General features: G+C 63.5%; 11 protein-coding genes and 2 pseudogenes. 9 read left to right on the forward strand and 4 right to left on the reverse strand.

The window, feature by feature from the left end; genetic code table 11:
* Positions 1 to 115: 115 nt before the first annotated feature.
* Positions 116 to 1,192 carry a DUF748 domain-containing protein gene (locus KI242_RS07955; RefSeq protein WP_212806042.1) on the reverse strand — a complete coding sequence of 359 codons (1,077 nt, stop codon included), beginning with the start codon at positions 1,190 to 1,192 and terminating at the stop codon, positions 116 to 118.
* Between the two features lie 248 nt (positions 1,193 to 1,440).
* Between KI242_RS07955 and cysK the strand changes: the two genes are divergently transcribed.
* The 4 genes from cysK to KI242_RS07975 all read left to right on the forward strand — a co-directional run bounded on the left by cysK (position 1,441) and on the right by KI242_RS07975 (position 5,522).
* On the forward strand, positions 1,441 to 2,415 hold the full coding sequence (cysK, locus tag KI242_RS07960; protein WP_011059857.1) for a cysteine synthase A: 975 nt from the start codon (positions 1,441 to 1,443) through the stop codon (positions 2,413 to 2,415).
* A gap of 226 nt (positions 2,416 to 2,641) precedes the next feature.
* The gene (locus KI242_RS07965) at positions 2,642 to 3,580 is read left to right on the forward strand and encodes an aspartyl/asparaginyl beta-hydroxylase domain-containing protein (RefSeq protein ID WP_053149623.1); all 939 of its coding nucleotides are present in this window, start codon (positions 2,642 to 2,644) and stop codon (positions 3,578 to 3,580) included.
* 352 nt (positions 3,581 to 3,932) lie between these two features.
* On the forward strand, positions 3,933 to 4,796 hold the full coding sequence (locus KI242_RS07970; RefSeq protein ID WP_015634560.1) for a DMT family transporter: 864 nt from the start codon (positions 3,933 to 3,935) through the stop codon (positions 4,794 to 4,796).
* Between the two features lie 348 nt (positions 4,797 to 5,144).
* Complete coding sequence (locus KI242_RS07975) at positions 5,145 to 5,522, forward strand: hypothetical protein (RefSeq protein ID WP_015634561.1); 378 nt, start codon at positions 5,145 to 5,147, stop codon at positions 5,520 to 5,522.
* Between the two features lie 15 nt (positions 5,523 to 5,537).
* Here the strand turns inward: KI242_RS07975 and KI242_RS07980 are convergent, their stop codons facing one another.
* Complete coding sequence (locus KI242_RS07980) at positions 5,538 to 6,482, reverse strand: LysR family transcriptional regulator (protein ID WP_019093322.1); 945 nt, start codon at positions 6,480 to 6,482, stop codon at positions 5,538 to 5,540.
* Positions 6,483 to 6,611: 129 nt separating this feature from the next.
* Positions 6,612 to 7,136, reverse strand: a pseudogene (locus tag KI242_RS07985) (tripartite tricarboxylate transporter permease); the annotation flags it as partial.
* Between KI242_RS07985 and KI242_RS07990 the strand changes: the two are divergent.
* The 5 genes and pseudogenes from KI242_RS07990 to KI242_RS08010 all read left to right on the forward strand — a co-directional run.
* Positions 7,129 to 7,230 (forward strand): annotated as a pseudogene (locus KI242_RS07990) (4-hydroxythreonine-4-phosphate dehydrogenase PdxA); the annotation flags it as partial. The pseudogenes KI242_RS07985 and KI242_RS07990 overlap by 8 nt on opposite strands.
* 383 nt (positions 7,231 to 7,613) lie before the next feature.
* On the forward strand, positions 7,614 to 8,939 hold the full coding sequence (locus KI242_RS07995) for an MFS transporter (protein ID WP_015634564.1): 1,326 nt from the start codon (positions 7,614 to 7,616) through the stop codon (positions 8,937 to 8,939).
* A 32-nt stretch (positions 8,940 to 8,971) separates the two neighbouring features.
* Positions 8,972 to 10,147 carry an L-rhamnonate dehydratase gene (locus KI242_RS08000; RefSeq protein ID WP_019093325.1) on the forward strand — a complete coding sequence of 392 codons (1,176 nt, stop codon included), beginning with the start codon at positions 8,972 to 8,974 and terminating at the stop codon, positions 10,145 to 10,147.
* Positions 10,148 to 10,199: 52 nt separating this feature from the next.
* Positions 10,200 to 11,195 carry an AraD1 family protein gene (araD1, locus tag KI242_RS08005; protein WP_212806043.1) on the forward strand — a complete coding sequence of 332 codons (996 nt, stop codon included), beginning with the start codon at positions 10,200 to 10,202 and terminating at the stop codon, positions 11,193 to 11,195.
* A gap of 41 nt (positions 11,196 to 11,236) precedes the next feature.
* A complete protein-coding gene (locus tag KI242_RS08010; RefSeq protein WP_212806044.1) occupies positions 11,237 to 12,817 on the forward strand; it encodes an aldehyde dehydrogenase (NADP(+)) in 1,581 nt (526 codons plus the stop codon).
* 46 nt (positions 12,818 to 12,863) lie between these two features.
* Here KI242_RS08010 and KI242_RS08015 read toward each other — a convergent pair whose 3' ends face one another.
* Positions 12,864 to 13,757 carry a DMT family transporter gene (locus KI242_RS08015; RefSeq protein WP_011059867.1) on the reverse strand — a complete coding sequence of 298 codons (894 nt, stop codon included), beginning with the start codon at positions 13,755 to 13,757 and terminating at the stop codon, positions 12,864 to 12,866.
* Positions 13,758 to 13,793: the final 36 nt, after the last annotated feature.

Genomic DNA, 13,793 nt, shown 5'->3' on the forward strand with positions numbered 1-13,793 from the left:
CTGCCCAGGGCAGGTCGATTGAATGGGGAGTGATGGCGCGACTATAACGCGCTGCCCGGTCGACTGTGAACGTGGACGCCCCATTCAGTCTCTGAATGGAGCGTCACGGGGTGACTCAGTCAGGCGACGGCTTGGGCTGCTCGTAGCGGGCATTGAAGGCCTGGATGAAACCGTTGCGCAATATCTGCAAAAACGCCTGGAACGCGCTGATATCTTGCTGGTGCACGCTGCCACTGAGCTCGACCCGGGTGGCGAACTGGTTCTTGCGCTGGTTCTTCAGGAGGGTTTCCCCGGCGCCCACCAGGGCCTCCCACACCGAGCGGAAAATGCTCTTGTTGCGGTTCTCCACGTCCTGCTGCCAGTTGAAGACTTCCACGTCCCGCAACAGCGGCTTGATATAGCCGTGCAACTGGCCCTTCTCGGCCTGGGCTTCGATCACCACGTCACCGTGCCCGGCATTGAAGTCGAACTTGCCGTAGGCCGAGGCGAAGTCGTTGAAGCGCTTGAGCTCGATATCCCGGGCCCGCAGGCGGAACTCGAAGTTCTCGAAGTTGCTCAAGGGGTCGAAGGTGGCGGTGCTTTCCATGGGCGCCTGGCCCTGGAGCAGGGCCTTGCCGTCGAAGCGCGCATCGCGCTTGCCCTGGATGTCCACCACGTTGGTCAGGTTGTAGAAGCTGGCGTTGACCTGGGTCGCGCCGATGTTCACCGGCGGCTTGGAGCTGAAGTTGCGAAAGTGGATCTTGCCGTCATCGATCCGCAGTTCGTCGAGGGTGATGGGCAGCAGCTTGCCCAGTTGGGCTCGCCAGTCGGTGCCCTCACCGGTCTGCGATGCCTGCTTGTCGGCCCCGCCGTCGACGAAGTTCAGCTCCGGCTGGATGAACTGCACCTTGGCCACTACCGCGTGGTCGTACCACAGCGAATGCCAGCTCACCGAGAGGTCGATAAGCGGCGCCTTGACGAAGGGCACCGGCACCTTGCCGCTGACCTTGACGATCTCCAGGCCATTGATGCGGTAGGCGCCGCGCCACAGGGCCAGGTCGATGTCGCTGATGCGTCCGCGGTAGTCGCCCATGTCCGCCAGCTTGTCGTTCAAGTAGTCGCGCACCAGGTAGGGCAGGGCGATATGCAGGGCCACCAGCAGCACCACCAGGCTTGCCAGGACCCACAGGGGCCAACGGTAACGAGCTTTCATGATCAGCAGCCTCCAGCCGTATACAGGCATTGACTGCGTCCGTTGGCAGACGTTCGAGTCAATGTTCCCGGGGTGGCCTGGGGCGCAGGTTCGGGGAACGCAGGAGCCGGGCCATGAACTCGGCGTCGCTGATGTGTCTCTTGCATAGGCGCGACCGACCCGGCTGGCCCGGGTGTTGCGCGACTGGACGCTCAAGGGCGCCAGGCATACCCTTGGGGACTTCTTCACTGCTGCATAAGGACCCAGCCATGAGCCGAATTTTTGCTGATAACGCCCATTCCATCGGCAATACGCCCTTGGTGCAGATCAACCGCATCGCCCCGCGCGGGGTGACCATCCTGGCCAAGATCGAAGGGCGCAACCCGGGCTATTCGGTGAAGTGCCGGATCGGCGCGAACATGATCTGGGACGCCGAAAGCAGCGGCAAGCTCAAGCCGGGCATGACCATCGTCGAGCCCACGTCGGGCAACACCGGGATCGGCCTGGCCTTCGTCGCCGCCGCCCGTGGCTACAAGCTGATGCTGACCATGCCGGCGTCGATGAGCATCGAGCGGCGCAAGGTGCTCAAGGCCCTGGGCGCCGAGCTGGTGCTCACCGAGCCGGCCAAGGGCATGAAGGGGGCGATCGAAAAGGCGGCGGAAATCGTTGCCAGCGACCCGGCCAGGTACTTCATGCCGCAGCAGTTCGATAACCCGGCCAACCCGGCGATCCACGAAAAGACCACCGGTCCGGAAATCTGGAACGATACCGACGGCGCGGTGGACGTGCTGGTGGCCGGGGTTGGCACAGGGGGCACCATCAGCGGTGTGTCGCGCTACATCAAGAAGACCCAGGGCAAGCCGATTCTCTCGGTGGCGGTGGAGCCGGCGACTTCTCCGGTGATCACCCAGAAACTCGCCGGTGAAGAGATCAAGCCCAGCCCCCACAAGATCCAGGGCATCGGTGCCGGTTTCGTGCCCAGGAACCTGGACCTGGCGATGGTCGACCGGGTGGAGCTGGTGACCGATGAAGAGTCCAAGGCCATGGCCCTGCGGCTGATGCAGGAAGAGGGCATCCTCTGCGGCATCTCCTGCGGCGCGGCGATGGCGGTGGCGGTACGCCTGGCGGAAACCCCGGAAATGCAGGGCAAGACCATCGTGGTGATCCTGCCGGACTCCGGTGAGCGCTACCTGTCGAGCATGCTCTTCAGCGACCTGTTCACCGAGCAGGAAAACCAGCAGTAAGCACGGATCAGGCATTCGCCCGCATGAGCCGGCTTGCCGGCGAATGCTGACCCATATCAGGCCAGGGCCTGGCTGCTTATGCTACTTAACGCCTTTGTTGCATAACCGTTAACGCTGAATGTTGGGTTGTGCGGGTTTTTCCAGGGCCCAGGAGTGTTTATCATTGCCGGCTGCCAGGTCGGGTGAACGCTCCCCCTACAGGTGCCTATTTCCAAGGAGTCGTTGCATGAGCTTTTCCTTTACCGCCAAGGTCGCGGTGTTGTCGCTGTTCGTCGGCAGCATTCTCTACGTGCACCTGCGCGGCAAGGCGCGTCTGCCGGTACTGCGCCAGTTCGTCAACCATTCGGCGCTGTTCGCCCCCTATAACGCCCTGATGTACCTGTTCTCCGGGGTGCCTTCCAAGCCGTACCTGGACCGCAGCAAGTTTCCCGAGCTGGACATCCTGCGGGACAACTGGGAAGTGATCCGCGAAGAGGCCATGCACCTGTTCGACGAGGGTTACATCCGCGCCGCCGAGAAGAACAACGATGCCGGTTTCGGTTCCTTCTTCAAGAAGGGCTGGAAGCGCTTCTACCTCAAGTGGTACGACAAGCCGCTGCCCTCGGCCGAGGCCCTGTGCCCGAAGACCGTCGAGCTGGTGAGCGCGATTCCCAACGTCAAGGGCGCGATGTTCGCGCTGTTGCCCGGCGGCAGCCACCTCAACCCGCACCGCGATCCCTTCGCCGGTTCCCTGCGTTATCACCTGGGCCTGTCGACCCCCAACTCCGACGCCTGCCGGATCTTCGTCGATGGCCAGGAGTACGCCTGGCGCGACGGTGAAGACGTGATGTTCGACGAGACCTACGTGCATTGGGTGAAGAACGAAACCGAGATCACCCGGGTGATCCTGTTCTGCGACATCGAGCGTCCGCTGAGCAGCCGCCTGATGACCCGCATCAACCGTTGGGTCAGCGCCCAACTGGGCCGCGCCACCGCGCCGCAGAACCTGGATGACGAGCGTGTCGGCGGGATCAACCAGGCCTACGCCTGGAGCAAGCGCTTCAGCGACAGCTTCAGTGGCGTGGTCAAGCAGTGGAAGCGCCGCCATCCCCAGCTGTACCGCATCCTGCGCCCGGTGCTGGCCGTGGTGGTGCTGGTAGTCCTGTGGAAGTGGCTGTTCGGATAAATCTTGCAATGAATATCGGGCGCTGGTTATATTCGGCGTCCGATGAGTCCACAGCGGCTCAGGTTTTTCCTCTCTCGAGAACCATCAGTACATGGCCTTTTCCCTCCTCAACGCGGTAGTGGTTTCAGCGGTCAACGCTGGCGTCGTGCCGTGCGGGAATCAGCAGCCTGTGCAGATCGGTCAGTACCCCCACCTGTCAGTAGCACGCCGGTGTACGCAGTCGTATCACCGCCGGGCGTTGGCTTCTCGGGCTGATCAGCAACCGCTGCTGTTCCCTGCGCCCGCCTGAAAAAACACTACTGAACTTCAGCCTCGGCTGAATTGGCTTCTTGCCTGATTACAGGTGGTTTTCATGTTGCTCATTTCAAAAAAGTCCGCGCTCGCGGCCGCTTCCACGAGCCTGTTCGTCCTGCTCTGGAGCAGTGGCGCCATCTTCTCCAAATGGGGCCTGGCCCACGCTTCACCCTTTGCCTTCCTGCTGCTGCGCTTCGTCATTGCCCTGATCGGTCTGATGCTGCTGGCGCCCCTGCTCAAGCTCAGGTTGCCCCGGGGGCGCCGGGCCATGGGCTTTGCCGTGGCCACCGGCCTGGTGCTGCTGGGGGCCTACCAGATCTTCTACATCCTGGCCCTGGACCTGAAGGTGACCCCCGGGGTCATGGCCACCATCATGGGGGTGCAGCCGATCCTCACGGTGGTGCTGATGGAGCGCCAGCGCTCCTGGAGCCGGCTGTTTGGCCTGAGCCTGGGGCTGGCCGGGCTGGTGATGGTGGTCTACCAGAGCATCGGCCTGGCGGGGATGTCCATCACCGGCATGCTGTGCGGGCTGCTGGCCCTGGTCAGCATGACCGCCGGTTCGATCATGCAGAAACGCATCACCGACAATCCCCTGGGCACGCTGCCGGTGCAGTACCTGGCAGGGCTGCTGCTGTGCGCGCTGTTCGTGCCGTTCCAGCCGTTTCACTTCGAGCACAGTGCAGGTTTCGTGATTCCACTGCTGTGGATGGGGCTGGTGGTGTCGGTGCTGGCCACACTGTTGCTGTATCGGCTGATTGCCCAGGGCAACCTGGTGAATGTCACCAGCCTGTTCTACCTGGTGCCTGCGGTGACCGCGCTGATGGACTACCTGTTCTTCGGCAATCGCCTGGGGCTGCTGAGCCTGTTGGGCATGGGCCTGATCATCGTCGGGCTGGTGTTCGTGTTCCGCAAGCAGCCTTGACCGCCCTGGGCGGCGTGAGCTCTGCGCGCCGTCGCTGACGACACCGGCCGGGTGCAATGCCCGGTCGGTTGTTTTCCCTATTTATGGCATGAAGGGTCGACTTTTATGTCGAATGGTGGCCATATGGCATCATGGTCGAAAAGGTACTCGCCAACTGCATTGGGACAGGGCTTCAGCGCCGCGTGAGGCAGCTCGAAGAGTCGCCTGAGCAACGCTTGCAGGTGATTTTGATAACCAGTTGATTGGACTTCTTTTCTAATGCTTCCAAACAGTCCATCAGACTTTTCTCAAAAGCTAAAGCCCGTACCTAGACTGACGATACAGTCCTTACACACAAGGAGAGTCAGGATGAACGTAGCGCTTGCTTCCACTGCTTTGAGTCTGTTCCTTGGGCTATCGGGCAGTTGCCTTGCCGCCACTCCCTCAGGGCAAGGCATCATCCGTTTTTACGGCAAGATCGTAGAGTCCAACTGCACCTCCAATGCTGCCAGCGATGGGCTGAACTTGCGTCAGTGCCCTCAGGGCTCGCGCGGGGGATCCATTGACGTTCGGCGGGTCGGCCCGCTGGCCAGCGCCAGCGGCCCGGGAAACTCCGTAGTCAAGGTCAAGCTCCTGGCCGACAGCGGGCGCGAGGGGCGCTATTACGACCAGCACTATGCCGTTATCGACCAGGCAGGCAAGGCCGTGACCTCGGGCGCCTACCTGATCACCCTGAACGTTCCCTGAGCCCCTTGGCGGGATTCAGTCTCGGCTCAGCCCGTGTTCCTTGCGAACCGAGTTCATGAAGGCCTGCATCGCCGATGACTGGATGCGGTGCCGCCGGGTGATCAACCCGAAGGGCGGCAAGCGCGCCTCGAACTGGATCGGCAGCACCGCCAACAGGTGACGCCCGGGATAGTCTTCGACTACCGAAACCGGTGTAACACCAATCATGTCGGTCTGCTGCACCAGAGACAGCAAGGTCATGATCGAGGTGGTCTCGACGATGCTGCTGGGGATATCGACCCGGGCGTTGTGAAACACCTGGTTGATGATCGAGCGCATGGGGCTGGGATGCTGTTGCAAGACCCAGGTCTCGTTCTGCAATTGTGCCCAGCTCAGGTGCGTGGCTTGCGCCAGTGGATTCTGCACCCCGGCGATCACGCACAGGGCCTCTTCACCCAGGCTGTCGAAGAGCAGTTCCTCGGCCCGTGCGCCGCCGGGAATCCTGCCCAGGACGATGTCCAGTTGATCCTGGAGCAAGGCCTGTACCAGCACGTCGCTGGTGTCGACCTGGATGCTCATGGACAACCGTGGATGGCTTTGCTTGAGAGTGGCGATGGTCCGCGTCAGCAGTCCCGAGGCCAGGGCCGGAATGGCTCCGACGGCGACCCGCCCGAGGTTGCCGGATTCCAGTGCCACCAGTTCCTCACGCATGCCGCTGAGCTCGGCGAAGACCATCTGTGCGTAGTAGATCACTGTCTCGCCGAAGGGCGTGGGACGCATGCCCCGAGGCAGGCGTTCGAACAGCTCCACACCCAGCAGGTCCTCCGCTTCGTGGAGCATCTTGGTGGCTGCTGGTTGGGTCATGCCAATGTTGTCCGCTGCGCGGCGTAGCGAGCCGAACTCCTGCAAGGCCAGCATCAGCCGCAGTTGTCGCAGGCGCAGGCGGCTGTGGATCACATTGGCATCAGGAATCTTGGTCATGGGCCGGGCTCGCAGTAAAAGGCAGCGGCAAGCCTGACAATAAATGCCAGGCCTTGCCAGGGGCTACGTCAAGGGTAGGGGCTCATTGGGCCGGGGGATGTTCGTTCAGCTTTCTGCACGGCGCTGAAGCAGCCGCTGCAGGGCGGCAGACAGCAGCGGCCAGAACAGCATCAGCACCACGTCGAAGAAGGCGTTGTGCACCGAGTAGGCACCCATGGCGCAGACCATGATGATCGGTGCAATGATCGAGAACGGAATTCGCAGGATCGAGGCGAACAGCGGCACGGTGACCAGCACCACGATCAGGCTGACCACGTTGCCCAGGTACATACTGGCGATGAGCCCCCAGATCATCAGGCTGCCAGGCATTACCGCAGCGGTGGCAGAGCCGGGAATGCCCAGGGTCAGCATCGGCAGCAGGGCGCTGGTGCCGGCAGTCTGGTCGGCGGTTTCCGGGGCGATCACGCCTTCGATTTCGCCCTTGCCGAAGTTCTCTCGGTGCTTGGAAAAGGGCCGCGCCAGGCTGTAGCTCATGAACGAGGCCGCAGTCGGGCCAGCGGGCGTGATGCCCATCCAGCAGCCCACCAGAGTGCTGCGCAGCAGGGTCAGCCAATAGCGCGCCAAGCGCGCCCAGGTACATAGGATGATCATCGGCCCGGCGGTGAAGGCCGCCCAGGCTCTGGGCATCGCCACCGACGGGCCTTACCCGGGCGACACCATCTTCCTCAAGGTTCAGGGCGACGCCAGGCCTTCGAGATCGCTTGCCGCATAGGCGCCCACCGCCACTGATCGGAGCATTTCCTGGTGCCCGCATTCCCATGCCTTGGCATGGGAATGCTTTCTGGCATCCGCCGTTTGCTAGAGCGCCTTGGCCGGCATGGCTGCAGGCGTCGGCTTGCCCGCGAAAGGAACGAGATATCTCCGATAACCCTAAAAGGCAATAAAAGCCCTCCGGCGATCACCTGTGGTTATCGTTGGATGCCCATAAGTGATTAGCCGCTGCTGTCGGCGCTGGCTAAAGTCGCCTCATCGATTGAGCGGCTGCCAGCCACTCGCTCAGCGATCGAACAACTACAAAAAGCCCGCCTTGTCCCTTGCGCAAGGCCTGACCGGCACTCAAGGAACCTCCACATGACCCGTCCAGATTCTGCGCTGGCGCTCGCCAGCGCCATCTCCAAAAGCCGGCTGCGTCTGCTGCCCTTCCTGATCCTGATGTACATCCTGGCCTTTATCGACCGTTCCAACGTCGGCTTCGCCAAGGCGGCGCTGCAAGCCGACACCGGCCTCGGCGATGCAGCCTTCGCTTTTGGCGCGAGCATTTTCTTCATTGGCTACGCCTTCTTCGAAGTGCCCAGCAACTACATGCTGCATCGCCTCGGTGCGCGGGTCTGGTTGTGCCGGATCATGGTCACCTGGGGTCTGGTGTCGGCGGCGATGATGTTCGCTCACAACGCCCAGACGTTTTATGTGCTGCGTTTTCTTCTGGGCGTGGCCGAGGCCGGCTTCTTCCCGGGGATCATTCTCTACCTCACCTACTGGTTTCCGGCCCAGAGCCGGGGCCAGGCCCTGGGGCTGTTCTACTTCGGCCTACCCCTGGCGCTGGTCCTCGGCAGCCCGCTGTCGGGCTGGTTGCTGGAATTCCATGGGGTGTTCGGCCTGACCAACTGGCAATGGCTGTTCGTGGTCGAGGGCCTGATGGCGTCGGTGGTCGGCATCGCCGCCTACTTCTACCTGGTGGATCGTCCCGGCGATGCGCGCTGGTTGAGCGTCGAGCAGAAGCAGGCGCTGCATGACGCCCTGGCCGCAGAGGACGCAAGGAAAAAGGACAGCAGCCCCCACGGCTTCCTCAGTGCCCTGCGCAATCCCCGGGTCCTGCAATTCTGCCTGGCCTACTTCACCATCCAGATGAGCGTCTACGGCGTGGTGTTCTACCTGCCGACACGCATCGCCGGGCTGCTGGACGGCCACGTGGGCCTCAGCGTCGGGCTGATCACCGCGATTCCGTGGATCTGTGCCCTGCTGGTGACCCGCCTGGTGACCCGCTATGCCGACCGCAGTGGTCAGCATCAGCGCCTGGCGGTGGTGATGCTGACCATGGCCGCCCTGGGCATCGCTGCTTCCGCACTGGGTAGCAGCATGGTCCCGGTGGTCCTGGCCTTCTGTTTCGCCGCCGCCGGCTTCGTCGCCGTGCAGCCGCTGTTCTGGACCATCCCCACCGGCTACCTCAGCGGTGCCGCGGCGGCCGGCGGCATCGCCCTGATCAACTCCATCGGCAACCTCGGCGGCTTTGTCGCGCCGAACCTCAAGACCCTGATGGAAACCCAGTTTGCCGATCCACGTGCGGGGATGTTCGCCCTGGCCCTGGTAGGCATCCTCGGCGCCATCCTGCTGTCACGCCTGAATACTCGGTACACCCCGACAGCTCCCAAACAGCTCACACCGTCCCAGGTCGGCTGATCACTACCCACGCCTTGCAAGGAAACCCCCTGATGAAAATCACCGCGATCCGTACCCGTGTATTCGAATGGAAAGGCAAAGTCGTGCCACCTCAGGCGCACTTCTGCACCAATGCCACGGACATCCTCTTCGAGCGTGGCGATGCCATGGGCTCGTTCCGTTTCCACGGCTGGCTGGTGGTGGAAGTGGAAACCGACAACGGCCTGGTGGGTATCGGCAATTGCGCCCTGGCGCCGCGGGTGGCCAAGGAAATCATCGACACCTATCTGGCTCCGATCGCCATCGGTGAGGACCCTTTCGACAACGAATACATCTGGCAGAAAATGTACCGTCAGAGTCACGCGTGGGGGCGCAAGGGCATCGGCATGGCGGCCATCTCGGCGATCGACATCGCCCTCTGGGACATCATGGGCAAAGCGGTGAACAAGCCGGTGTTCAAGCTCCTCGGCGGGCGCACCAAGGACAAGATCTGGACCTACGCCTCCAAGCTCTACGCCAATGACAATCTCGACCTGTTCCTCGAAGAGGCCCAGGGCTACCTCAACCAGGGTTTCACTGCGCTGAAGATGCGCTTCGGCTACGGTCCCAAGGACGGCCCGGCCGGCATGCGCCGCAACATCGAGCAGGTACGCGCTCTGCGCGAACTGGCCGGCCCGGATGTGGACATCATGCTCGAGTGCTATATGGGCTGGACCCTGGAATACGCCCGGCGCATGTTGCCCAAGCTGGCGGAGTTCGAGCCGCGCTGGTTGGAGGAGCCGGTGATCGCCGACGACCTCGAAGGCTACGTCGAACTGAAGAAGATGGGCATCATGCCGATCTCCGGCGGTGAGCACGAGTTCACCTCCTATGGCTTCAAGGACTTGCTGGAACGCCGCGCCGTCGACGTGATCCAGTACGACACCAACCGCGTCGGCGGCATCACCGCCGCGCGCAAGATCAACGCCATGGCCGAAGCCTGGTCGGTGCCTGTGATTCCCCATGCCGGGCAGATGCACAACTACCACTTGACCCTGTCCACCACGGCTTCGCCGATGGCCGAGTTCTTCCCGGTGTTCGACGTCGAGGTCGGCAACGAACTCTTCTACTACGTGTTCAAGGGCGAGCCGCAGCCAGTCAAGGGCTACATCCAGCTCGATGACCACAAGCCGGGCCTGGGCCTGGAAATCTCCGAAGACTACCTGAGCGAATTCAACATCATCGAATAAGCCGCGGGCGCCGCTTGCGGGCGGCGCCGTACACACCTATGGGAGAGCGAACATGCGCTTGATTCAATTTGCCAGCAGCACCGGCCAGCGTCAGGTCGGAGTGATCGAAGAGCAGCAAGTGCGAGTATTGCGCAACACCTCCAGCACCCGTGAACTGGCCCTGGCGGCGATCCGCAACCAGCGCAGCCTGCAGCAGGAAGCGCAGCTGCGCGGCAATGATCCGGGACCGGACTATGCACAGCTGTTGCAGCAGGGCCGGGTGCTGCCGCCCCTGGACCATGAGGACCCGGCCCATTGCCTGATCAGCGGCACCGGCCTGACCCACCTGGGCAGCGCCTCGGCCCGGGACAAGATGCACCAGCATGACGGCGAGGTCGAAGCGGGCATGACCGACACCATGCGCATCTTCAAATGGGGCCTGGAAGGCGGCAAGCCCGAGGCCGGACAAGTGGGGGCCCAGCCGGAGTGGTTCTACAAGGGCGACGGCAGCATTGTCGTGCGTCCCGGCGGCGATTTTCCGCTGCCGCCGTTTGCCGAGGATGGGGGTGAGGAACCGGAGCTCACCGGCCTTTATGTGATCGGTGATGATGGACTGCCGTACCGCGTCGGTTATGCCCTGGGCAACGAGTTCTCCGACCATGTGATGGAGCGGCGCAACTACCTGTACCTGGCCCACTCGAAGCTGCGCTACTGCGCCTACGGCCCGGAATTGCGGGTCGGCGAACTGCCCCGGCACCTGGTGGGCCGCAGCCGCATTATCCGCAACGCTGAAGTGCTCTGGGAAAGGGAGTTTCTCAGCGGTGAGGACAACATGTGCCATAGCCTGGCCAACCTCGAATACCACCACTTCAAGTACGCGCAGTTCCTGCGTCCCGGCGACGTCCATGTGCACTACTTCGGCACCGCCACCCTGTCCTTTGCCGACGGTGTACGCACGCGCCCCGGCGACCGCTTCCAGATCAGCCTCGAAGCCTTCGGCGCGCCCCTGGAAAACACCATCGGTGCAAGCGTCCAGCCCTTGGCCATCGGCCAGGTACGGGCCCTGTAAATCTTCAACCACCGGCCTCTGGCGCCGGTCAAGGAATTCTCATGACTCGCTTGTCTGGACACAACTACATTGGTGGCGCCCGCAGCGCTCTGGGCGAGGTGCAGTTGCACAGCCTGGATGCCAGCAGTGGCCAAGCCCTGCCGGGAAGCTTCTTTCAGGCGACCGCGGCGGAAGTGGATGCCGCGGCCCGGGCCGCGGCGCTGGCCTACCCGCTGTACCGCAACCTCAGCGCCGAGCGGCGTGCGCAGTTTCTCGATGCCATTGCCGATGAACTGGACGGCCTCGGGGATGACTTCATCGCCACTGTCTGCCGGGAAACTGCCTTGCCCGCCGGGCGCATTCAGGGCGAGCGAGGGCGTACCAGCGGCCAGTTGCGTTTGTTCGCCAGGGTCCTGCGTCGAGGCGACTTCTATGCTGCACGCATCGATCGCGCCTTGCCCCAGCGCCAGCCGCTGCCGCGCCCGGACCTGCGCCAGTACCACATCGGCCTGGGCCCGGTGGCGGTGTTTGGTGCCAGCAACTTCCCCCTGGCGTTCTCCACCGCCGGTGGCGACACCGCTGCGGCCCTGGCCGCCGGTTGCCCGGTGGTGTTCAAGGCCCACAGCGGGCACATGGCGACTGCCGAGTGGGTGGCGGACGCGATCATCCGCGCGGCGCAGCGCAGCGGGATGCCCGCCGGAGTGTTCAACATGATCTACGGAGCCGGGGTCGGGGAGTGGCTGGTCAAGCACCCGGCGATCCAGGCGGTGGGCTTTACCGGCTCCCTCAAGGGTGGCAATGCCTTGTGCCAGATGGCCGCGACCCGGCCGCAGCCGATCCCGGTGTTCGCCGAGATGTCGAGCATCAACCCGGTGATCCTGCTGCCCGAGGCTCTCAGGGCCCGGGGTTCGCAGATCGCCGCCGAACTGGCGGGTTCGGTGACCTTGGGTGCGGGTCAGTTCTGTACCAATCCTGGCCTGATCATCGGCCTGCGCTCGCCGCAGTTCAGCGCCTTTCTCCAGCAGTTCAGCACGCAGATGGACCAGCAGGCGCCGCAGACCATGCTCAACAGCGGCACGCTGGTCAGCTATTGCCAGGGGCTTGCAGCCTTGCACCAGCATCCACGTCTGCGGCACCTGGCGGGGCGGCCACAGCAGGGCGCCCAGGCACAGGCTCAGCTATTTCAGGCCGATGTCAGCCTGTTGCTGGAGGGCGATGAACTGCTTCAGGAGGAAGTCTTCGGCCCGGCCAGCATCGTCATCGAAGTGGCGGATCAGCGTGAACTGGCGGCGGCCTTGCAGGGGCTGCGTGGGCAACTGACCGCGACCTTGATCGGCGAGGAACAGGAACTGCTGGAGCATCGCTGGCTCAGCGAGGTCTTGCAGGAAAAGGTCGGCCGGCTATTGCTCAATGGCTATCCGACCGGGGTCGAAGTCTGCGATGCGATGGTTCACGGCGGGCCTTATCCGGCAACGTCGGATGCCCGTGGCACCTCGGTAGGCAGCCTGGCGATCGCGCGCTTCCTGCGCCCGGTATGTTTCCAGAACTACCCGGACGCGCTGCTGCCTGAAGCCCTGCGCAATGCCAACCCGCTGGGTATACGACGCCTGGTGGACGGAGAAATGAGCAACGCCACGCTTTGACCCTGGGCGGCCGCAACAGGCCTTGAGCAGATGCCGGCAGCCTGTTTCAGGCTGCGGCCTTTGCCGCCGGCCTGAGCACCAGCCACAGCGCGGCGGCAATCAGCGCGCCGCCATACAGGTGGGCCATGGACAGCGGCTCGTTCAGCAGCAACGCGCCCCACAGTACGCCGAATGGCGGGATCATGAAGGTCACGGTCATCGAGCGCACCGGGCCGATGGCGCTGAGCAGGCGGAAATACAGCACGTAGGCAAACGCGGTGCAGCCCAGCCCCAGCCCCAAAAGCGATAGCCATACGCTCCAGCCACCCCAGCTGGGGGGCGGCTGGCTGATGGCGTTGTAGGCGAACAGCGGCAACAGCAGCAGGGTCGCTCCCAGCATGCTGCCCAGGGCCGACAGGCGGCTGTCCAGGCCGCCGGCCTGGTCCAGCCAGCGTCGGGCGAGGAACCCGGCGAAGCCGTAGCAGGTGGTGGCCATCAAGCAGGACAGGGCGCCCAGCAGCAGGTCTCGGTCGAAGGCCACGGGGCCGGCGCGGGTCAGGATGCCGACGCCGAGCAGGCCCAGGCAGACCCCGGCGAATTTGCTCGGGGTCAGGCGTTCATGGAAAAACAGGCCGCCGATCAGCACCCCCATCAACGGCGTGGTGGCATTGAAGATCGCCGAGTAGCCGGCGGGCAGCACCTGGGCCGCCACCGAGTACATCGTCGCGGGTATTCCGGAGTTGATCACCCCGAGCAGCAGCACGGTCTTGAGCTTGCCGCGGAAGTTCCAGTCGACCCGCATCAAGGCCAGCATCACCAGCAGCCCGAGCGCAGCGATGGACACCCGGAAGAAGGCCGTGGGCACGCTGCCCAGCACCGGGGCGATGATGCGCATGAACAAGAAGCTCGCGCCCCAGATGGCGGCCAGCGACAGCAGGCGCAGCAGATCGACAGGTTTCACAGGAGGTTCCTTGGGTTCGGGGCGAGGGATCTTGCC

The organism is Pseudomonas sp. Eqa60 (genome assembly GCF_018326405.1).
Taxonomy (GTDB): Bacteria; Pseudomonadota; Gammaproteobacteria; order Pseudomonadales; family Pseudomonadaceae; genus Aquipseudomonas; species Aquipseudomonas protegens.

Bases quoted from the DNA above. Each gene is read 5' to 3' on its own strand.
- KI242_RS07955 (WP_212806042.1), bottom strand. From the start codon at position 1,192: ATGAAAGCTCGTTACCGTTGGCCCCTGTGGGTCCTGGCAAGCCTGGTG.
- KI242_RS07965 (WP_053149623.1), top strand. From the start codon at position 2,642: ATGAGCTTTTCCTTTACCGCCAAGGTCGCGGTGTTGTCGCTGTTCGTC.
- araD1 (WP_212806043.1), top strand. From the start codon at position 10,200: ATGCGCTTGATTCAATTTGCCAGCAGCACCGGCCAGCGTCAGGTCGGA.
- KI242_RS07980 (WP_019093322.1), bottom strand. From the start codon at position 6,482: ATGACCAAGATTCCTGATGCCAATGTGATCCACAGCCGCCTGCGCCTG.
- cysK (WP_011059857.1), top strand. From the start codon at position 1,441: ATGAGCCGAATTTTTGCTGATAACGCCCATTCCATCGGCAATACGCCC.
- KI242_RS08000 (WP_019093325.1), top strand. From the start codon at position 8,972: ATGAAAATCACCGCGATCCGTACCCGTGTATTCGAATGGAAAGGCAAA.
- KI242_RS07995 (WP_015634564.1), top strand. From the start codon at position 7,614: ATGACCCGTCCAGATTCTGCGCTGGCGCTCGCCAGCGCCATCTCCAAA.
- KI242_RS07970 (WP_015634560.1), top strand. From the start codon at position 3,933: ATGTTGCTCATTTCAAAAAAGTCCGCGCTCGCGGCCGCTTCCACGAGC.
- KI242_RS08010 (WP_212806044.1), top strand. From the start codon at position 11,237: ATGACTCGCTTGTCTGGACACAACTACATTGGTGGCGCCCGCAGCGCT.
- KI242_RS07975 (WP_015634561.1), top strand. From the start codon at position 5,145: ATGAACGTAGCGCTTGCTTCCACTGCTTTGAGTCTGTTCCTTGGGCTA.